Raw genomic sequence first — 19,790 nt, forward strand, 5'->3', positions numbered from 1 at the left:
GCGAGCATGCCGGGCCACCGCCCGAGCACCGAAAGGACGGAGACCCAATGGCGCGTTCTCCCCGCGGAATCGACCTGTCCTGCCTCTCCTGGCAGACCGAGGCCCCCTTCCGCATGCTGCAGAACAATCTCGATCCCGAGGTGGCCGAGCGGCCCGAGGACCTGGTCGTCTACGGAGGCACCGGCAAGGCGGCCCGGACCCACAAGGACCTCCGCGCCCTCCTGCGGACTCTCCAGACGCTCAAGGACGACGAGACGATGCTCGTCCAGTCCGGACGCCCCGTCGGCGTCATGCGGACCCACGAATGGGCCCCGCGCGTCCTGATCGCCAACTCCAACCTCGTCGGCGAGGCCTCCACCTGGCCCGAGTTCCGGCGCCTGGAGCGAGAGGGCCTCACCATGTACGGGCAGATGACCGCCGGATCATGGATCTACATCGGAACCCAGGGCATCCTCCAGGGCACCTACGAGACCTTCGCGGCGGTGGCCGCCAAGAAGTTCGGCGGCTCCCTCAAGGGCACGCTGACCCTCACCGCCGGCTGCGGCGGCATGGGCGGGGCCCAGCCCCTGGCCGTCACCATGAACGAGGGCGCCTGCCTCATCGTCGACGTCGACGCCTCGCGCCTGCACCGCCGCGTCGAGCAGAGCTACCTCGACGAGGTCGCCCCCGACGTCGACTCCGCGATCGCGCGCGTCACCGTGGCTAAGAAGAAGGGCCGGGCCCTCTCAGTCGGCCTCGCCGGCAACGCCGCCACCGTCCTCCCCGAGCTTCTCCAGCGCGGCCTGGAGGTCGACATCGTCACCGACCAGACCAGCGCCCACGACCCGCTCTCCTACGTCCCCGAGGGCATCGCCGCCGAGGACGCCCTGGAGGCCGCCCGCCGCGATCCGGAGGACTTCACCAAGTCCGCCCGCGCCGCCATGGCCAAGCACGTGGAGGCCATGGTCGGCTTCCTCGACAACGGCGCCGAGGTCTTCGACTACGGCAACTCGCTGCGCAACGAGGCCGAACTGGGCGGCTACGAGCGCGCCTTCGCCTACCCGGGCTTCGTGCCCGCCTACATCCGCCCGCTCTTCTGCGAGGGCAAGGGCCCCTTCCGCTGGGCCGCGCTCTCGGGCAACCCGGCCGACATCCACAAGACCGACAAGGCCGTCGCGGAGCTCTTCCCCGACAACGACCCGCTGCAGCGCTGGATCCGCCTGGCCGGCGAGAAGGTCGCCTTCCAGGGCCTGCCCTCCCGAATCTGCTGGCTGGGCCTGGGCGAGCGCGACAAGGCCGGCGTGAAGTTCAACGACATGGTCGCCTCCGGCGAGCTGGAGGCCCCCGTGGCCATCGGCCGCGACCACCTCGACTGCGGCTCGGTCGCCAGCCCCTACCGCGAGACCGAGGCGATGAAGGACGGTTCGGACGCCATCGCCGACTGGCCGCTGCTCAACGCCCTCGTGAACACGTCCTCGGGGGCCAGCTGGGTGTCGATCCACCACGGCGGCGGGGTCGGCATCGGCCGCAGCCTCCACGCCGGGCAGGTGACCGTCGCCGACGGGACCGCCCTGGCGCGCGAGAAGGTCGAGCGCGTCCTGACCAACGACCCGATGATGGGCGTCATCCGCCACGTGGACGCCGGCTACGACGAGGCCGACGAGGTCGCCGACCGGCTCGGCGTGCGGGTTCCGGCCCGAGAAGGCGAGGAGTAGACCGTGGCGTCGGTGGGGGACTTCCGCGACCTCTGGGACCAGATCGACCCGGTCGGACGCGGCTCCGACGGCGGCTACCACCGCTTCTCCTGGACCGGCGAGGACCGCGCCCTGCGCGAGTGGTTCGCCGCCCAGGCCGAGAAGCGGGGCATGTCCGTCGAGTGCGACCGCAACGGCAACCAGTACGCCTGGCTCGGCTCCCCGGCCGAAGGCCCGGCGGTGCTGACCGGGAGCCACTTCGACTCCGTCCCCGGCGGCGGGGCCTATGACGGGCCGCTGGGCATCGTCTCGGGTTTCCTCGCCGTCGACGAGCTGCGCGCCGAGGGCTTCGAGCCCGCGCGGCCGGTCGTGGTCGCCAACTTCGTCGAGGAGGAGGGCGGGCGCTTCGGCGTGCCGTGCCTCGGCTCCCGTCTGGCGACCGGCGCGATCACGCCCGAGAAGGCGCGGTCCCTCACCGACCGCGACGGCGTCTCCTACGCCGAGGCCTTCGCCGACGCGGGTTTCGACCCCGGAGGCATGGGGGCCGACCCCGAGCTTCTGAAGCGGTTCTCCTGCTTCGTCGAGCTGCACGTCGAGCAGGGGAAGTACCTGGTCGACACCCCCCACCCGGTGGGCGTCGCGAGCGCGATCTGGCCGCACGGGCGCTGGCGGATGGACTTCACCGGCGAGGGCAACCACGCCGGGACGACGCGCCTGGCCGACCGCCGGGACCCGATGCTGACCTTCGCCTTCACGGTCCTGGCGGCCCGCAAGGCCGCCTCCCTCGAGGGCGCGCTGGCCACTGTCGGGCGTGTGGAGGCCAACCCCAACGCCACCAACGCCATCGCCGACCGGGTCACCGGCTGGCTGGACGTGCGGGCGCCCTCGCAGGACGTGCTCGACAAGGTCCTGGGGCGGCTGACCGAGCAGGTCGAGCAGCGCCGCCTCAAGGACGGCACCGGGGCCGCGATCCGCAGCGAGTCCCTGTCGGCCGTGGTGGACTTCGACGAGGCCCTGCGCGACAGGGTCGCCGCCCTCCTCGGCGGCGTGCCCGTCCTGCCGACCGGGGCGGGCCACGACGCCGGCGTGCTCTCCTCGTCACTCCCAACGGCTATGCTGTTCGTACGAAACCCTACCGGGGTATCGCACGCCCCGGCGGAGGGTGCCTCCGACGACGACTGCGCCTCCGGCGTGCGCGCCCTGGCGAATGTCCTTAAGGAACTCAGTAGGTGAAATACTTCGCTCAGTGGGCCTGGCTGGAATCGGGCCCCGAAGCCGACGTCCTCATAGAGACCAAGGGCGGGCGGATCCAGTCCGTCGCGCCCGGCGCGCCCGAGCCCTCGGGCCGCTTCAAGCGGCTCGGCGGCCTGACGCTGCCCGGTTTCGCCAATGTCCACTCGCACGCGTTCCACCGGGCCCTGCGCGGTAGGACCTGGGAGAACGGCGGCACGTTCTGGACCTGGCGCGAGAAGATGTACACCCTCGCCTCCCGTCTGGACCCCGACGGCTACTACCGGCTGGCGCGCGCCGTCTACGCCGAGATGGCCCAGGCGGGGATCACCTGCGTCGGCGAGTTCCACTATCTGCACCACCCGCCGTCGGGAGGGCGCTACCGCGACCCCAACGCCATGGGCGCGGCCCTCATCGCCGCCGCGCGCGACGCGGGCATCCGCATCACCCTGCTCGACGCCCTCTACCTGCAGGGCGGCTTCGGCAAGGAGCTGGCTCCCGAACAGCAGCGCTTCAGCGACGGCACGTTCGACAAGTGGGCGGCGCGCCTCGAACAGCACCGCCTCGTCGAGGGCGCGAAGCTCGGCTACGCGGCCCACTCGGCGCGCGCCGTCCCCGCCAACCTGTTCAAGCGCCTCGCCGAGCACACCGAGGGCCGGACCCTCCACATCCACCTCTCCGAGCAGACCGCCGAGAACACCGAGTGCATGTCGGCCTACGGCGTCACCCCCACGGAGCTGCTGCGGCGCAACAACCTCCTGCGGCCCGAGACGACCGTCGTCCACGCCACCCACCTCACGAACTTCGACATCACCACCCTCGGCGAGGCCGGGACCTCGGCGTGCTTCTGCCCCACCACCGAGATCGAGCTGGCCGACGGCATCGGGCCCGCGCGCGCCCTCGCCGGAGCCGGCTCGCCGCTGAACCTCGGCACCGACTCCAACACCTTCATCGACATGCTCGCCGAGACCCAGGCCCTGGAGGGCCACCAGCGGCTGGCGACCAACCGGCGGGGCCACTTCAAACCCCGCGACCTCGTCGCCGCCGCCACCGTCAACGGCCACCGCTCCCTCGGCTGGGACGACGCCGGCGTCCTCGCCCCCGGAGCCCGCGCCGACCTCGTCACCCTCTCCCTCGACTCCGCCCGGACCGCCGGGTCGGCGGTCTCGGCCGTCCCCCTCATCGCCGGTGCCTCCGACATCACGAGCGTGGTCGCCGACGGGAAACAGATCGCCAGCCACCGCCAGCATGCGAGCATAGACACCGCCAGCGAACTCGCGCAGGCCATCGCAGGACTGTGGAACCAGGACTGACACACCGACCCGGAGAGAACCGCATGAGCAACCTATTCGACAACATCGGGGAGCTGTTCACCGCCGACGAGGAGTCCGGCGTCATCACCGACGCCGCCGTCCTCACCGAGGGCGACCGCGTCGCGTGGGTGGGCCCCTCCGCCGAGGCGCCCGACGCCGACCTCCGCTACGACCTCGGCGGCAAGGCCGTGATCCCCGGCTTCGTCGACTCGCACTCGCACGTCGTCTTCCGCCGCGACCGCGCCGCCGAGTTCGCCGCTCGCATGGCCGGAGAGCCCTACACCGGCGGCGGCATCCGCACCACCGTCGCCGACGTCAACGAGGCCACCGAAGAGGAGCTGGAGGCCAACGTCAAGCGCCTCCTCGACGAGATGTCCCGCACGGGCACCACCACCGTCGAGATCAAGTCCGGCTACGGGCTCAACACCGAGGCCGAGCTCAAACAGCTGGCCATCGCCGCCCGCCACACCGAGGAGGTCACCTTCCTCGGGGCCCACACCGTGCCCTCCGGGCGCGAGGCCGGCGAGTACGCCGACGAGGTCGCCACGTCCATGATGAGCGTGTGCGCGCCCCAGGCCAAGTGGGTCGACGCGTTCTGCGAGAAGGGCGCCTTCGACGGCGACCAGACCCGCCGCGTCCTGCGGGCCGGCATCGACGCCGGGCTGCTCCCCCGCGTCCACGCCAACCAGCTCTCCCACGGGCCCGGCGTGCAGATCGCCGTGGAGCTCGACGCCGCCAGCGCCGACCACTGCACCCACCTCGACGCCGCCGACATCGACGCACTCGCCAACTCCAACACCGTCGCGACCCTGCTGCCCGGCGCCGAGTTCTCCACGCGCAACCCGTACCCCGACGCCCGGGCACTGCTCGACGCCGGAGTCTCCGTCGCGCTCGCGACCGACTGCAACCCGGGGTCCTCGTTCACCTCGAACATGCCTTTCTGTATCGCGCTGGCCGTCCGCGAGATGCGGATGACACCCGCCGAAGCCGTCTCCGCCGCCACCCTCGGCGGAGCACGGGCGCTCCGCCGGGACGACATCGGCCGGATCGCGCCGGGAGCGCGCGCCGACCTGACCGTCCTCAAGGCGCCCAGCCACATCCACCTGGCCTACCGGCCAGGCGTGCCGCTGATATCCGCCGTCGTCAAGAACGGGCGGATCGTCCACAAGGAGGCCTGACATGACCATCGCCATCACACCTGAGGGCCCGAGCGCCTCCGAGATCATCGCCGTCGCCCGCGAAGGGGCCCCGGTCTCGCTCACCCCGTCGAGCGTCGAGGCCATGAACGCCTCGCGCGGGATCATCGACGACATCGAGGCCCAGGGCAAGCCCGTCTACGGCGTCTCCACCGGGTTCGGAGCCCTGGCGAACACCTTCATCGGCGAGTCCGACCGGGCCCGCATGCAGAAGTCCCTGGTGCGCTCGCACGCCGCCGGCGTCGGCGAGGCGATGCCCGAGGAGGTCGTGCGCGCCATGATGCTGCTGCGCGTCCGGTCGCTGACCAAGGGCTACTCCGGCGTCCGCCCCGTCATCGCCGAGACCCTGGTCGAGCTGCTCAACAAGGGCATCACGCCGTGGGTGCCCCGGCACGGCTCACTCGGCGCCTCGGGCGACCTGGCCCCGCTCGCCCACTGCGCCATGGTGCTCATGGGCGAGGGCTGGGTGAACAGGGCCGGCGAGCGCGTCGACGCCGGGCCGGTTCTGGCCGACGCGGGGATCACCCCGGTCGACCTGTCCGCCAAGGAGGGCATCGCCCTCATCAACGGCACCGACGGCATGCTGGCCATGCTGTACCTCGCGATCGACGATCTGGAGCACCTCTTCACGCTCGCCGACGTGACCGCCGCGCTGTCGATCGAGGCCATGCTCGGCACCGACCGGCCGTTCGCTCCGGACCTGCACGAGATCCGCCCGCAGCCGGGCCAGTCGCAGAGCGCCGCGAACCTGTTCAAGCTGCTGAAGCACTCCGACATCATGGCCTCGCACCGGGACGACTTCGAGCACGCCGTGCAGGACGCCTACTCGATGCGCTGCGCTCCCCAGGTGGCCGGCGCCGGGCGCGACGTCATCGCCTACGCGCGCCAGGTCGCCGAGGCCGAGCTGCGGTCCATCGTCGACAACCCGGTCGTGCTCAAGGACGGCCGCGTCGAGTCGACGGGCAACTTCCACGGCGCGCCGCTGGCCTACGCCCTGGACTTCCTGGCCATCGCCGCCACCGACGTCGGCTCCATCTCGGAGCGCCGCGTGGACCGGCTGCTGGACGCCACCCGCAACCGGGACCTGCCGGCGTTCCTGACCCCCGAGCCGGGCGTGAACTCGGGTCTGATGATCGCCCAGTACACCGCCGCGGGGATCGTCGCGGAGAACCGGCGCCTGTCGAACCCGGCGTCGGTGGACACCATCCCGACCTCCGGCATGCAGGAGGACCACGTGTCCATGGGCTGGTCGGCCGGGTACAAGCTGCGGACGGTCGTGGAGAACCTGACGAACCTCCTGGCCGTGGAGTTCCTCAGCGCCGCCAAGGGGCTGCAGCTGCGCCGTCCGCTGACGCCCTCGCCGTCAGGGCAGCTGGCGGTGGACCTGATCGAGGAAATCGCCGGGGAGCCGGGGGACGACGTGTTCACCGCTCCGGTCATGGAGGAAGTGGCCGCCCGTCTGATCGACCGCCAGTACATCGAGGTGCTGCGCGCCAAGGTCGGCGCCCTGCACTAGACACGCGCTGACAGATCGTTCGGGGTCCGCCGTTCTACCGGCGGGCCCCTTCTCTGTTGCCCCAGGGGACATTCAGAGAACCCGGCGGCAGTCCCGATGGGAATCGGCGACCTGATACGAGATCTCAAGGGCAAGAACGGGTCGGCTCTGGACGATCGCCGTTCGGCGAATACAGGCCCTGCGGCTGTTCCGCGACCTGACTGTGTCCCTCCCGACTAATCTCGGCCACGGTCGGGCCGCTTCCCCAGGTCCAGCTCGCCATTGTGGCGCCCCCCATTGCCAATCTTGGTTGCAACAGTGTCGGCTCGGCTCTGAACGCAGGCTGCCTCAACCAGGTTGATCGGTGCGATGGACACTCGCGGCGGCAGCGTCGCCGAAGACTCAGTCGGACGGAAGGTTCCGGCGCACAGCCCACAACAGCAACACCCCCGCGATAATCAGGGCCATGCCGCCGAGCAGGACCGATGCAGACGGTGCTCCCGTCACTGCGAGAGTCTCCTTGTCATCCGGTGAGTCATCGCTTCTGTCCGTTGGATCCGGATCCGGTTCCGGCTCGGGGCCAGGATCCGGGCTCGGGTCAGGATCCGGACCTGGGCCAGGCTGGTCCTCGACCACGGTCTCGGCCGTACAGCCATCGGCGGTCGGCTCGTCGGTCGGACAATTCGATCCTGGAGCTTCTGAGGAGATCCGGTTGTTCAAGGTCCCCGCGAAGCCGTCTGCGACGACCACGGAATAGGTGACCATCGTGCTCTCGCCTTCGGGGAGCGAGCCCGTCCACGTGAGAGTCTCGCCGGAGACGGCGACGTTCCCCGTGGAGGCCTGGGCGTCGCCGTTGTACTCGGCTCCCGCCAGCACCTTCGACAGGTCGTCCGTGAAGGTCGCATTGGACAGTTCCCCCACGCCTGTGTTGGTCGCGGTGATCTCGTAGGTCAGACTGTCGCCGGGATCGGCCGCCGGTTGCGACACGGTCTTCGACATGGACAGGCTTGGCGAGTCAACGTCGATGCTCACCTCTGCTTCCGGCGATTCGATGCGGTCGCCTCCACCGTGCTCTCCCTCCGCGACGGCAGTGTTTACGATCTTCCCGTCGCGGATGTCGGAGTCCCGGATGGCGTAGTCGACGGTGCACGTCATGGTGGAGTCCTCGTCCCCGGCCGGGGCCAGCTCGGTGCTGGGGCAGGTCACCGGACCGAAGACGGAGTCGTCCACTTCCACATCGGTGAGCGGCGAGGTTCCAGTGTTGGTGACGACATACTGGTAGACAACGTTGTCGCCCACGTTGTAGCGTTCCGGCGGGGCGGACCCGTCGGGACGGTACACCTGCTTGACCAGGTTCAGTTCCGCGAGCGCAACCAGAGAACGCACCTCGACGTTCCTGATCAGGTGCACGTCGTCGTCCGACCCGGTCGAGGCAGCGAAGCCGAACTTGTAGGTCGGCGGGACGGGGCTGGTCATGGTCGTCTGGAGGACCTGCTGGAAACCGTTGCCGTCATTGAAGTCGGCCTCAACGGTCACGGTAGGGAATTCGTCCTCGGAGACCGTCAGCCGCACAGTCCTCTTGGCGCTCTCGGGGTCCGTCGTGTCAACGTGGAGGTCACCGGGGAGACTGCTTCCGTAGAGCGTATTGCCGTCCGGGTCGGTGCCTGTAGCCTCTGTGGTGCCGGTACCGGCCAGGTAGCAGTACCTGTCAGTGCCGTTGCCCGGCCCGCGCAGAGTCACGTTGTTCGGGGGACGGTCGTAGACCTGGTACTCGTCCGGCGCCCGTTGGTCCTCGGGGCAACCGGTGCCGCGTCCTTCGAAGTCGACGGCGTAGTTGCCGTAGGCGTCCAGACCGACACCGAGGTATCCGGCCCGCACGCCCGAGTCACCACCGCGCTGGGCATAGCCGAGGCTGCCGCCGTAGGCGCCAGTGCTCTCCAGGTCAGCCGACCCGTCGACGAGGAAGAACGAAATCCCGTCGGCGCCTGTTCCGCCGTACTGGTACTGCTCGAAGGTGACCTGCAGACCGCCATTGCCGGGGAGCGGATTGTTATAGACGATTCCACCAGTGCGGGCGCCGCGTGAATCGGTGAGCTGGAGGTACCCGGGAGTCTCTCCCACAATGGGAACCGGGCCGTTCTGGTACGCGGCGCAGTCGCCCACGACCGAGCCGTTGCCGGCCGCTGCTCCGGTGAGACATGCGGCGCCGAGGGGCTGGAAGCCCGAGTCAGTCACGGTCTCTTCGGCGAATGTCTCACTGAGGAGAAGCGACCCCGACGTTTGAGCCGACGCTTCGGGCGCCGCTCCGTTCAGCATGAGGACCGCAGCGGCCGTGGCCATGAACTCTCGTCGCATGTTCTCCCCGATCGACTCCGCGAGTTTGTCCACATTGATTCTACTGTAGATGGAGGTAGTTCCAGGTGTTTCACCGATCATGTCGTGGACATGTCAACGGTCACGGAGCCCCGTACCGTTGCCGAATCGGTTGAGCGTCGATAACGGCGCGGGCTCCCTCGACTCCCTCCCATCCGGGAATCAGAGCGCGTGCGGGATTCCGCAATGACCTGGTTCCGAATTCAGTTGGGGCCCTGTGCAGGCTTTCGCGTTGCACCGGATTCCCGTACACGCCCTGGTGAGGAGCGGTCGGTTCATCGGCGAACCGTAAGTCGAGCGCCGCTGTCCGGCTGGCCGAACCCTGATACGCCCACAAACCCGCGCCATCGGGGTAGGGCGTCAGGTTGCGCCCGGTTATCAGGTAATACAGCACCGCTCCGAACGAGCAGACCTCGGCCCTTTTGGTGAGCGCGATCGTGCGCGAGCGGCGCGCCATTCCCTCGGCCACTTCCGGCGCCATGAAGTGGAGCATGCCGCCGCCATAGTCCGATCCGCCCTCTACCGGTACCGCCACGTCGAAGTCGATCAGGTGCACGTCGCCTTCCCCGTCCGCCGTGAAATGGGCCGGCTGGAGATCGCCGTGCAGATAGCCGGCGCGGTGCAAGTCGTCCACGGCCTGCGCCATCTTCAGCGCCTGGCGCGGGTTCTCCATCCGCAGCCGCTCTCCCGTCCACGGCTGCAGGGTCGCGCCGGTGCGTCCGTCGAAGGTCGACCAGATGAGCCGGGATGGCGCACCGTCCTCGCCCGCGTTCAAGGCGTCGAGGACTCTGGCCTCTCGCCGCAGACCCTCGTAGCGGTCGGCCGTGGCAGGGGCGCTTGCCTCCACTGCGACGTGTTTGAGCACGAAGTCGCCCTCGCTGCCGTGGAAGACCCTGGCGTGACCGACGCGGGCCCGCAGCCTCCGGCCCGGCAGCAGCGGTTCTCCGTCGTTCACCGGCGGTCCCCTTTCTAAAACGGCTCGACACAATCCCGCACCGCCCCACTAGAATCGACCGCATGTCGACACACAGAGTCCCTTGGACCCATGGCAAGTGGACCACTCCCCCGATGGAATCCCAAGAGGAGGGCGGCCGCCTCCTCGTGACGGCGCGCGAAGGCAGCGACGCGTGGCGGGAGACCTATTACGGTTTCGTCCACGACGACGAACACGCCCTCCTCACCGACTGGGCGAGAGACGAAGCCGTAGAAGTGTCGTTCACCGCCCGATTCGAGGCGCAGTTCGACCAGGCCGGAATCCTGGTGCGAGCCTCGGACCGGCACTGGGTCAAGACCGGCGTCGAGTTCTCCGACGGGGCTCCGCAACTGGGCGCGGTCGTCACCGACGGCCGGTCGGACTGGTCCGTCGCGCCGGTGCCCGAGTGGCTGGACCGCGAGGTGACCCTGCGCGTGAGCCGTGTCCGGGATTCGCTCATCATCCGGGCTCGCGTCGACGACGACGCTCCACGCCTGGTGCGTGTGGTGCCCATGGACGTGGACCTCCCGCTTCAGGCGGGTCCGTACTGCTGCTCGCCCACCCGGTCGGGCCTGACCGTCGAGTTCCACGAATGGCGCCTGACCGAGCCGGACGGCGGTCTTCACTGACGTGTGCCGGGGTCCAGCACCGCACCGCCGTTCCAGGGTCGCGCCATGTGTGCCTGGCGGCAGCTGCGGCAACTTGGCACACGTCTGCGCGCCATCCCCTTATTCACCGCCCATGACCTGCGGATACTTTGGCCGCGTCGACCTGGCGCGGCCCAGTACCGGTATACGGGCAATAACTGGTTATAACCGGTACCGGTGGATCGGCGAGACGAACAAAAATATTCGGCCCAGCCCGTAACCCGAACGGCACCCCGTTCGTTGAACCCAGAACAGCGCAGTCGGGTGGCGCGGCGGAACCTCCCCGCCGCGCTCCCACAGATCCGGACGTGACACTCTCGCGTCATCCGGCTCCTGCAACACCGGTCAGCGTGCCATTCTCGTCACCCAACGCCAATGCTCGAAATAGGCGGGGTACTCCTCGACGACTTGACACCAGCGGCGGATAAACCGCTTCCAGCTCCGAAACCGTCGATACTTTTTCCTCACCCACTTCGCCAGCATCGCGTTCAACTGTCCCAGAAGCGGATAGAGCTCGGAGCGACCGAATGACCCGTAATAGTTCATCCAGCCCCGAACGATCGGGTTGACCAACCGGGCGATCTCATCGAACCCCCGATCGGTTCGCCTGCCGATCCGCCAAGACCGCATCACCTGCGACATCCGTTTACGCGCCGCTCTACTGACAGCAGGCGAAAACGTCGTCATCCGCTCCCCGTCCCGGCGCCATCCTCCCGGCCTGCACCGGAAATCGAACCCCAGGAAAGTAAACGACCGCGGGCCACTCCATCGAACGTCGCGGTCATTTCCGCAGTAGACGATACGAGTCTTCTCCGGATGGAGCCGCAAACCCACCTCGGTCATCCTCACCTCCAGCGAAGCCAGGACTTTCTCCGCCTGACGCTGCGAAACGCAGTGAATCACCACGTCATCGGCGTAACGCTCGAACATGACCATCGGATGGGCACGTTCCAGCCAGGAATCCAGCGCCCAGTGCAGGAACAGGTTCGCCAACACCGGCGAGACCGGTCCCCCTTGCGCCAGCCCCCGTTCACGCGGTGCAACATCCCCGTCGGCATCGATGACCTCGCAGGCCAGCCAGCGGCGCACATAAAGCACCACCCAAGACGGAAGCCCAAGGGCCTCCACCGCCTTCACCAGCAGGTTCCAGTCCACCTCGTCGAAGAACGAGGCGATATCAACATCGACCACCCAAGACCGTGACCAGCACCGATCCCGGCAAACCTTCACGGCCTCCTTCGCTGAACGGCCCGGTCGAAACCCGTAGGAGTCGGAGTGAAACAGAGGTTCCACCACCTCCTCAACACGCTTCGCCACCACCGTCTGAGCGATCCTGTCGGCCACAACAGGTATGCCGAGAACCCGCCGACCACTGCCTGCGGGCTTCGGTATGGACACCGACCGAACCGGCTTAGGGAAATACGATCCCGACGCCATGCGATTCCAGATCTTGTACAGGCCTCCCTGCAGTGTCTTCGCATCACGACCGAAATCGTCGATCCCCACGCCGTCGGCTCCGGCGGCTCCGCCGTTACGGGCCACCGCCAACCAGGCGGCCCATACCTCCTCCCGGGACACGTCAAAAGGCTTCCCGGTCGCTGACCGTGATTCACTCACGGGGTTCCTCCCATCGCTGGTTGACCCAGTAATCTGAATCTGTATTGCCGGTCCCCTTCGCTCCACTCCCACCGCGCCAGCAAGAGGTTCGCCACTACTACGAGACCGTCCGCAATCCCCTGCCCGCATCGGTACTCGATTCCTCGCCGGCTAAGGCTCGGAACACTCCCTTCGCATCGAGCGAGGATCTTCCCACGTTCCATGCAGCCGCAGCAGACTGCGTTCACGCCCCCTTTACGCCGGATGCCGCCTGGCCAGTAAACGGGTTTCTGCCAGACTCCTCCCAGCCTCTTTTCGACAGGCCGGTTTTGACATCAGTTCGACGCTTCAAACAGGGCCCCAGCCAGAGTCTCTGACACTGGATTTCACGCAACGTCTCCGCAGTCCCCACCTGACAGCTCAACGCTGCCTTCTAAACGTATCGCTCACCACAGTCCCGTTACCGGTCATGCAGCATACGCCGGTTTGAGGCCCCCTCCCGAAAGGCGATCTCGGAGGGCCAACCTCCATCAGCTACACAGCACCTCGAAAACAGTTACATCACCACCTTCGAGTCCGTGGCACACAGAAAACGGGCGCCCAGGCCTGTCGCCAAACTGATCTGGACGCCCTCACAATCACGATCGCGCCGAGGCGCGACCCTGAGGAGGCTCCAGACTACCATGAACACCCAGCTCATCGCTGCCTGCCGCGACCGCGTCCTCAAGTCCCGCGAGAAGATCGTCCTCCTGATCCTCGCCACTTTCGCCGACGGGAACGGGCGCTCGGCCCGGCTGTTCGTCAACAATCTCGCCGAGCTATCCGGGCTTTCGCGGCGCACCGTCCAGCGGGCCCTTCGCGGCCTCGAAGACCGGGATCTCGTTCGGAGGCACCGCACTCCCGGAGGCCCCAGCAGTTTCACCGTTTCGATCGACGCTCCGGCACCGGAATACGACCCCGCGCGCGGCGAACCGAAGCCTGAATCCGCCACTCCCGCGCCCATTGCCGATACGGCGACTTCCGAAGAGGTGGCGAACACCGAACCCGAGCCGGACTCCGCCGAAGTCGAGGGAGCCCTGCTCACCGTCGGGAACCACTGGCGCATCTACAACGGCGGGCTCAAGTACATCCGCGACCACGTCGCCCGCCTCGTCGCCGGCGGCTGGGATGGCGAGTCGCTCTGCAACGCGGTCGGTCCGCGAACCGACGACATCGGCTCGCCGTTCGGAGTGCTCAAGCACCGCTTGCACAACCTCTTGTCCTGGCGGGCGCCGGTGAAGACCGGATCGCTGCCCCAGCGCCGTTACCGCTGTTGGACGTGCCAGACTCCGACCGACAACCAGAACCGATACTGCGACGCCTGCATCGCCCACCAGTCGAAGCCGCGCACCGTCAAGAGCTGGCGGGATCTTCGGGCTGCCCAGGACGCCTGCGACGGCGAGGAATGACCGTTGGCATGCCCACCCGGCCCCGCCGTCCTCTGGTCAAGCGCTCCGCCCACTCCCGGCTTCGCGCCGCCGTCTCGTCCAAGACCGTTGCCGGGCAATAGGGCTCTCTCCATAGGGCACGTGTAGGTCCTCCGCCAATGGTGAGATGATCCCCGCATGGGCACAGACCACGGCAGCGCCTCCGAACCGATCCAGTACGTGCGTTTCCAGTCGGCGCACCGGAACCGAAACGGGCACTTCACGGGAGTGTTCGGACTGGTCAATACTCTCGCTCGGCAGGGCAGACTGACCGACGAGCAGGAATCGTTTCGACGCCTCACCAACAGCTGGTACGACAGGGCGTACGCCGATCCATCGGACGTGGACCCCGCTGTTTACGATCGCCGCGTGAATCCCGGGGCCGCCGCCTGGTTCAAGCCTTCGGCCACACACCTCATTGAGCGCGTGGTCGGCTACCTGGAGATCCTGGCCGCTCACGGTGTCGAGTGCCGAACAATTCGCTCCGCTGACCCGGGACGAGTGGTCTACGAGGACGAAGTCCAGATCGTGGTCGTACCCCACGATACGAATGAAGCCGTTGGAAAGATCCGGGCCTGACCGCTCGGCTCCAGCGACCCGTGCTCACCGTGCTCGAACGAGTTTACCTAGACGAGATTTACCTAGAACTTTTATAGGTATAATTTTTCTACATAAACCTTGGCCAGATTCAGGAGGTCGCCATGTCCCGTGACTTCATCGGAAGGTCCCGAGAGCTGGAATACCTTCGGCGTCGGCTCGACCTCGTCCGCCGAAGGGGCGAAGGTCGGGCCTTGGCGATGAGGGGCCGACGCCAAGTCGGCAAGTCCCGACTCGTGCAGGAGCTGTGCAATCGTTCGGAGGTCCCGTACTTCTACTTCTCGTTCTCCAAAGGGATGCCGGTCCCCCAAGAGGTCGAGAACTTCACCGCCGAGCTTCGCCGTTCCCCTCTGGCCGCCGAGGCCGGCCCCCTCCCCGAGGTCAGGGCCGGAAGCTGGAGCGACGCGTTCTCGCTGCTGTCGCTGTCACTTCCCGACTCCCCGTCCATCGTCGTCCTCGACGAAGTCCCCTGGGCAGCGGAAGCGGACGTATCCTTCGAAGGTGTTCTCCAGACCGTGTGGGACCGCCAGTGGAGCCGCAAACCGATCCTCCTCCTGCTTCTGGGGAGCGACCTGCACATGATGGAGCGCCTGACCTCCTACGACCGCCCCTTCTACGGTCGAGCAGTGTCGATGCAGCTCAGAGCGCTCAATCCCGCCGATTGCGCGGACCACCTGGCCTTGGGCGGAGCCGATGCCCTGGACGCCTACCTCATCAGCGGGGGCATGCCCGGCATTCTCACCTCTTGGCAACGGGGGATGCGGCCCGACCGATACTTGCAGGAGGCCTGCGAAGAGGTGGGCACCGAACTCTTCACCATTCCCATGCAGGCGGTCCTGGCCGAGTTCCCCGGCCCGGGCAACACCCGTCGTGTCCTCGAGGCGATCGGCACGGGCAATCGGACGCAGGCGAAGATCTCCTCCGCGGCCGGAAACCTCGACAAGCCGCTCGATTCCGGAGTCCTCACCCCCATCCTCAGAACGCTGAGCGAGCAGAAGAGGGTCGTAGCCGCGGAATCGCCGCTCTCGACGAAGAAGGGACAACCCCGTCTGTACTCGATCGCCGACCCCAACCTGCGTCTGTACTTCGCCGTCTTGCGCGAGTCATACAGGTTGGCCGAACGGGGATTGACGAATGCGGCAATGGAGTTGACCCAACGGAGGTGGCCTTCTTGGCGGGGCCGGGCGATCGAGCCTGTGATCCGCGAGGCCTTGACCCTGGCAGCCGATCAAGGCCGCCTTCCTTGGGACGGTGTGCGGGCCGTCGGGGGATGGTGGAATCGGAGGTTCGACCCCGAGGTGGACCTGATCGGAGCCGATGACGCACCGATCGCCGGAGATGTCTCCTTCGCCGGCACCGTCAAATGGCTGGCGCGCCCCATGCAGGCTAAGGAAGTCGGCGAGCTGCGCCGGGCGACCGCTGTTGTTCCCGGCGCGGAGGGGTCCGACCTGGTCGGAGTATCGCTTACCGGATTCAGCGACGAGGCGCGCGAGTCCTTGACACTGGCGTGGGGTCCGGACGACGTGGTCGACGCGTTCCGCGTGCGTTAACGGATAGTCGTCCGCCGATGGGGTGCTCTGAACCGGCTCGGGCCGAGTGCCGCCCAGAGCTCCTCCCGCTCTAGAATGGGAATCCCGCACCGACCCTGATAGAGCCCCCGCCCCATGCCCCGATTCCCCTCCCTCTTCGAAACCCGTGCCCGGACTTTCGCCGTTCTCGCCGCCCTGAGCTTCGCCGCCGTCCCGGCCATGCAGTTGGCGGCCTACTTTACCGCCAAGGGCCGCTTCTCCGAGATCTCGGCTGTCCTCCTCATCGCCCTCGGCGCCGTGTTCGCCCTCCTCAGCGCTCGCGAACTGGACCTCCGAGGACGGAGGTCGTCCCAGTCGAAGAAACTGGCGGCGCAGAGGGCACAGGCCATCGGGAGAACCGCCCGGATTCTGATCGCCCTCTCCAACTGCGCCTTCTTCGCCCTCATCGCCGGCACGTTCGGAGACGACCCCGAATGGCGCGCCATCGCGGAGGGGAACCCGGCGGTCGAGCCCGTCTCCATCAGCTCGATCGGTCCGGTCGCAGAGAGGTCCTCGAAAGGGGGACCACGCTACAACTTCGACTTCGAGGGCACGGTCCCCACTCCGGACGGACCGTATTGGATCGCGTCATCGGTGTCCCTGGAGATCGACCCGAGGTCGCGGACGGACTTCGAAGGACTGGTATGGGCGGTCTTCGACCGAGACGACATCGCATCCGGGTACGTTATCGCCAAGAGTCCCGGAGAGGCCGAGGCCGTGGTGGAACGGCCTCTGCATTGGATTGTGGGCCTGGGGTCCTACGGCATCGTCCTGCTGGCCACCGCGGCTTTCAGCCGCTCTCGACAGGAGGTGCGAGAACTCTTCGATGACACCTTCCGCCAAGGCAAGGCCTCAAGACGTCGCAAGGCGTCTCCGACGGCCCGCTGGAAGGTCGTGAACCTGCTGCTGGCTCTAAGCCTCACGGCGCTCTATGCCCTCTGCCTGAGCCGCGCCATGCCGCCGTTCATCCGAGAAGGTGAGGCCTGGGGCTCCTCCACCTCGGCGACCGCCTTCTACGGATTCGGCATGTTCGTCCTGTCCCATTGGCTGGCCGTGCGAACGGCCGATCTGCGCAGGCGGATCGTCTGATCACTCCGCATGGGCGGAAAACTCGTCAAGGAGGTCCGGTTCCATGAAATCGGACTAAGTGGAGCGACTGAAACTCTCCCATCGATCGGGCTTCGGGATCGATCGCAGGCAGAGCGCGTCAACCGCCATCGGATCGATAGAGCGTGACGCCGGTCCGCCGGGCTTCCAGCGCGGCGGTCAACCTCCTGCGTCCGTTACCCGACAGCAGATCCATGGCCCGGTCTTGCGGAAGGAACCGGTATTCGTCTAGCTCTTCGTCGTCCAACCGGACCTGACCGGGTTCCAGGACACCGCCGTCGAAGATGAACTCGATCAGGGGCAGAGGACGCGCCACCGAAGCCGACGTCCAGTCCACCAGCAGCGGGCGGCCGGGGCTCCGATCGACGCCGATCTCTTCACGGACTTCGCGTCTGCACGCCAGCTCCGGAGTCTCGTCCTCTTCGACCAGGCCGCCCACCATGAGCCAGTGGTCGCGGTAGTTCGGTTTCACGATGAGGACGCGGTCGGACGAGTCGGTGAACAACGCCCCCGCCGAGGCGATGTTCTTCGCGAGACCTGCGAACCACTGTTCCGGAGGCAGCCACTCTCTCTCCGACAACGCATCCGCCTTTCCCAGAAGCCTTCTACATATCGAAATTCTAGGCAGGCTCTACGTCGGCAGTCCGAGGGGGCCGGGGTTTACTCCTGCCCCGGACGTTCTACGCGGACGGCTCCTTCCTGAGCCCGGGTGCGAATCCGGCGCCGTCGCGAGCGAAGGCCAGTTCGGCGAATCGGCGGCCGATGAGGCGGTGGGTCTCGGCGTCGGGGTGGAGCCGGTCGGGCATCGGCGACTCCACGGCGTCGGCCTCGCCGTACAACTGCAGCCCGTCGAGATAGTGCAGGTTGGGATCGGCTCGCTGGTCGACGACGCGGGAGAGTTCCTCTCGGATCACGGCGAGCGTGAGCTTGCCCGAGCCGCTCTCTGCAGGGTCGCCGGTCGCGCGGAACCGCAGTTCTCCCTCGGCGAGCGCGTCGCGGTCGAAATCGCCCGGCCCGGGGGTGTCCTCATGGATCGGGCAGCACAGGGGCGAGACCACGAGCAGCGGCGTGTCGGGGTGTCCGTCGCGGATCGTGTCGAGAAAACCGTGTACGGCCGGCACGAAGGCGCGTCGGCGCATCAGGTCGGCGTTGACGACGTTGATGCCGAGCTTCAGGCTGATGAGATCGGCCGGGGTGTCCCTGATGGCGCGGGCGGTGAACGGGTCGAGCAGGGCGCTGCCGCCGAACCCGAGGTTGACCAGTTCCACACCCCCGAGGGAGGCCGCGATCGCGGGCCACGTGCCGGTCGGGTGTTCGGCGTTGGAGCCTTGGCTGATCGAGCTTCCGTGGTGGACCCACACCGGTCGGCTCGACCGGACCGGGTGCAGCGGCGCATCGGCGCTGAGGGAGGCGAGTTCCACGGTCTCGTTGTGCGGCAGCCAGATCTCCACGTGCTTGTCTCCGGCCGGCAGCCGGTCGAAGCGGAGGGTTCCGACTCCGCCCGGCTCGGTGTCGGTTCCGCCGGTGGCCGGGTCGATGGTCGAGGCCGTGGCGGTGTCGAGGCTGTGCTGGGCGGCGAGCCGGCCGTCGATGACGAGGTCGAACACGCCGTCGGGGCGGGGCGGCAGTCCTTTGAATCCGAAGCGGTGCGCCGAGGCGCGTAGCTCGACGAAGGTGGCGTCGGTGCGGAAGACGAGCCTCACTCCGGAGGGCTGGGACTCGGCGAAGTCCAGCTGCGGGTCGGCGGCCTGGGCGCGGGCCCGGGCGGGGAGGCGGTGCGTGCGGACGCCGGTCGGGGTCTTCTCGACCTCGACGGCGCCGTGCAGCAGGTTGGCGATGGCGTGCGCGGTGTCGTACCGGTTCTCGGCGTTCATTTGCGGTCACTCCTGTGGCGGGGATCGGGCGCTGTCGGCTATTCAGTGGCGCGTCAGGGCGCCGGCCAGTTGCGGAGCAGGGAGTCGAGCGCGTCCATGGCCCTCTCCCAGCTCTCTTCGCTGCCGGGTTCGCTGTGGTCGAAGGCGCCGCCGAGTTCCAGGGAGGCGTAGCCGTCGAAGACGCTCCCCAGGAGCCGCACCGCGTGGGTCGCTTCGGTCCCCTCGATGTCGTAGCCGCGCAGGATCGCGCGGACCATGCGGGTGTGCCTCGGCCCCGCACTGGCGAACGCGGCCTCGGAGTCGAGCCGGTGGTGGGTGGCGGCATAACGGCCCGGGTGGTCGCGCGCGTAGTCGCGGTAGACGCCGCCGAGGGCGGCGAGCGCCTCTTTGCCCGACCGCCCGGCGATCGCCTGGGAGGCCAGGTCGGCGAGCTCGTCGAGAGCGCGGAGGACGATCCGGGTCTTCAGGTCCTCGGCGTCGCTTATGTGGGAGTAGAGGCTCGCGGTCTTGACTCCGAAGTGCCGGGCCAGGACGGACAGCGTCACGTTGTCGAAGCCGAGGTCGTCGGCGAGTTCGAGGCCCGCCGCGGTGACGCGGTCGGGGGTGAGCCCTGCTCTGGCCATGTCGACTCCTTACCTAAATGCCATAGGTTTTAACCTACACCTTATAGGTAGGGTATCGT

At 67.8% G+C, this 19,790-nt stretch carries 16 protein-coding genes; 10 read left to right on the forward strand and 6 right to left on the reverse strand.

Annotated features, from left to right (window positions below; all coding sequences use genetic code 11):
• The first annotated feature begins 47 nt into the window (after positions 1-47).
• Genes hutU through hutH form a run of 5 tightly spaced genes read left to right on the forward strand, consistent with a single transcriptional unit; the run spans position 48 to position 6,928 of the window.
• Positions 48-1,694 carry a urocanate hydratase gene (gene hutU, locus ACFTE1_RS14115; protein ID WP_380619339.1) on the forward strand — a complete coding sequence of 549 codons (1,647 nt, stop codon included), beginning with the start codon at positions 48-50 and terminating at the stop codon, positions 1,692-1,694.
• 3 nt (positions 1,695-1,697) lie between these two features.
• Complete coding sequence (locus tag ACFTE1_RS14120) at positions 1,698-2,906, forward strand: allantoate amidohydrolase (RefSeq protein WP_380619337.1); 1,209 nt, start codon at positions 1,698-1,700, stop codon at positions 2,904-2,906.
• Entirely contained in the window at positions 2,903-4,216 is a 1,314-nt protein-coding gene (locus ACFTE1_RS14125; RefSeq protein WP_380619335.1) for a formimidoylglutamate deiminase, read from the forward strand. The genes ACFTE1_RS14120 and ACFTE1_RS14125 overlap by 4 nt, the downstream gene beginning before the upstream one ends.
• 23 nt (positions 4,217-4,239) lie before the next feature.
• On the forward strand, positions 4,240-5,394 hold the full coding sequence (gene hutI, locus ACFTE1_RS14130) for an imidazolonepropionase (protein WP_380619333.1): 1,155 nt from the start codon (positions 4,240-4,242) through the stop codon (positions 5,392-5,394).
• 1 nt (position 5,395) lies between these two features.
• Entirely contained in the window at positions 5,396-6,928 is a 1,533-nt protein-coding gene (hutH, locus tag ACFTE1_RS14135; RefSeq protein ID WP_380619331.1) for a histidine ammonia-lyase, read from the forward strand.
• 381 nt (positions 6,929-7,309) lie between these two features.
• Here hutH and ACFTE1_RS14140 read toward each other — a convergent pair whose 3' ends face one another.
• Both ACFTE1_RS14140 and ACFTE1_RS14145 read right to left on the reverse strand, forming a co-directional pair.
• A complete protein-coding gene (locus tag ACFTE1_RS14140; RefSeq protein WP_380619329.1) occupies positions 7,310-9,295 on the reverse strand; it encodes a DUF7507 domain-containing protein in 1,986 nt (661 codons plus the stop codon).
• Between the two features lie 67 nt (positions 9,296-9,362).
• Positions 9,363-10,235, reverse strand: a complete 873-nt coding sequence (locus tag ACFTE1_RS14145) for a protein kinase domain-containing protein (protein WP_380619327.1) — start codon at positions 10,233-10,235, stop codon at positions 9,363-9,365.
• A 62-nt stretch (positions 10,236-10,297) separates the two neighbouring features.
• On the opposite strand from ACFTE1_RS14145, the gene ACFTE1_RS14150 reads away from it, so the two are divergent.
• The gene (locus ACFTE1_RS14150) at positions 10,298-10,882 is read left to right on the forward strand and encodes a DUF1349 domain-containing protein (protein WP_380619325.1); all 585 of its coding nucleotides are present in this window, start codon (positions 10,298-10,300) and stop codon (positions 10,880-10,882) included.
• 363 nt (positions 10,883-11,245) lie between these two features.
• Here ACFTE1_RS14150 and ltrA read toward each other — a convergent pair whose 3' ends face one another.
• A complete protein-coding gene (gene ltrA / locus ACFTE1_RS14155) occupies positions 11,246-12,478 on the reverse strand; it encodes a group II intron reverse transcriptase/maturase (protein ID WP_380618290.1) in 1,233 nt (410 codons plus the stop codon).
• A gap of 701 nt (positions 12,479-13,179) precedes the next feature.
• Between ltrA and ACFTE1_RS14160 the strand changes: the two genes are divergently transcribed.
• The 4 genes from ACFTE1_RS14160 (at position 13,180) to ACFTE1_RS14175 (ending at position 17,216) form a co-directional block, all read left to right on the forward strand.
• Complete coding sequence (locus ACFTE1_RS14160) at positions 13,180-13,944, forward strand: helix-turn-helix domain-containing protein (RefSeq protein WP_380620652.1); 765 nt, start codon at positions 13,180-13,182, stop codon at positions 13,942-13,944.
• A gap of 156 nt (positions 13,945-14,100) precedes the next feature.
• Positions 14,101-14,541 carry a hypothetical protein gene (locus ACFTE1_RS14165; RefSeq protein ID WP_380620654.1) on the forward strand — a complete coding sequence of 147 codons (441 nt, stop codon included), beginning with the start codon at positions 14,101-14,103 and terminating at the stop codon, positions 14,539-14,541.
• A 122-nt stretch (positions 14,542-14,663) separates the two neighbouring features.
• Complete coding sequence (locus tag ACFTE1_RS14170; RefSeq protein ID WP_380620656.1) at positions 14,664-16,109, forward strand: ATP-binding protein; 1,446 nt, start codon at positions 14,664-14,666, stop codon at positions 16,107-16,109.
• Between the two features lie 114 nt (positions 16,110-16,223).
• Positions 16,224-17,216 (forward strand): hypothetical protein, encoded by a 993-nt coding sequence (locus ACFTE1_RS14175; protein WP_380620658.1) that lies wholly within the window; start codon positions 16,224-16,226, stop codon positions 17,214-17,216.
• 118 nt (positions 17,217-17,334) lie between these two features.
• On the opposite strand, the gene ACFTE1_RS14180 is transcribed toward ACFTE1_RS14175, so the two are convergent.
• The 3 genes from ACFTE1_RS14180 to ACFTE1_RS14190 all read right to left on the reverse strand — a co-directional run bounded on the left by ACFTE1_RS14180 (position 17,335) and on the right by ACFTE1_RS14190 (position 19,731).
• A complete protein-coding gene (locus ACFTE1_RS14180) occupies positions 17,335-17,814 on the reverse strand; it encodes an NUDIX domain-containing protein (RefSeq protein WP_380620660.1) in 480 nt (159 codons plus the stop codon).
• 100 nt (positions 17,815-17,914) lie between these two features.
• The gene (locus tag ACFTE1_RS14185; protein WP_380620662.1) at positions 17,915-19,108 is read right to left on the reverse strand and encodes a GDSL-type esterase/lipase family protein; all 1,194 of its coding nucleotides are present in this window, start codon (positions 19,106-19,108) and stop codon (positions 17,915-17,917) included.
• A 53-nt stretch (positions 19,109-19,161) separates the two neighbouring features.
• Positions 19,162-19,731 carry a TetR/AcrR family transcriptional regulator gene (locus tag ACFTE1_RS14190; protein WP_380620664.1) on the reverse strand — a complete coding sequence of 190 codons (570 nt, stop codon included), beginning with the start codon at positions 19,729-19,731 and terminating at the stop codon, positions 19,162-19,164.
• Between the last annotated feature and the right edge of the window lie 59 nt (positions 19,732-19,790).

The organism is Salininema proteolyticum (genome assembly GCF_042685645.1).
Lineage (GTDB): Bacteria > Actinomycetota > Actinomycetes > Mycobacteriales > Micromonosporaceae > Salininema > Salininema proteolyticum.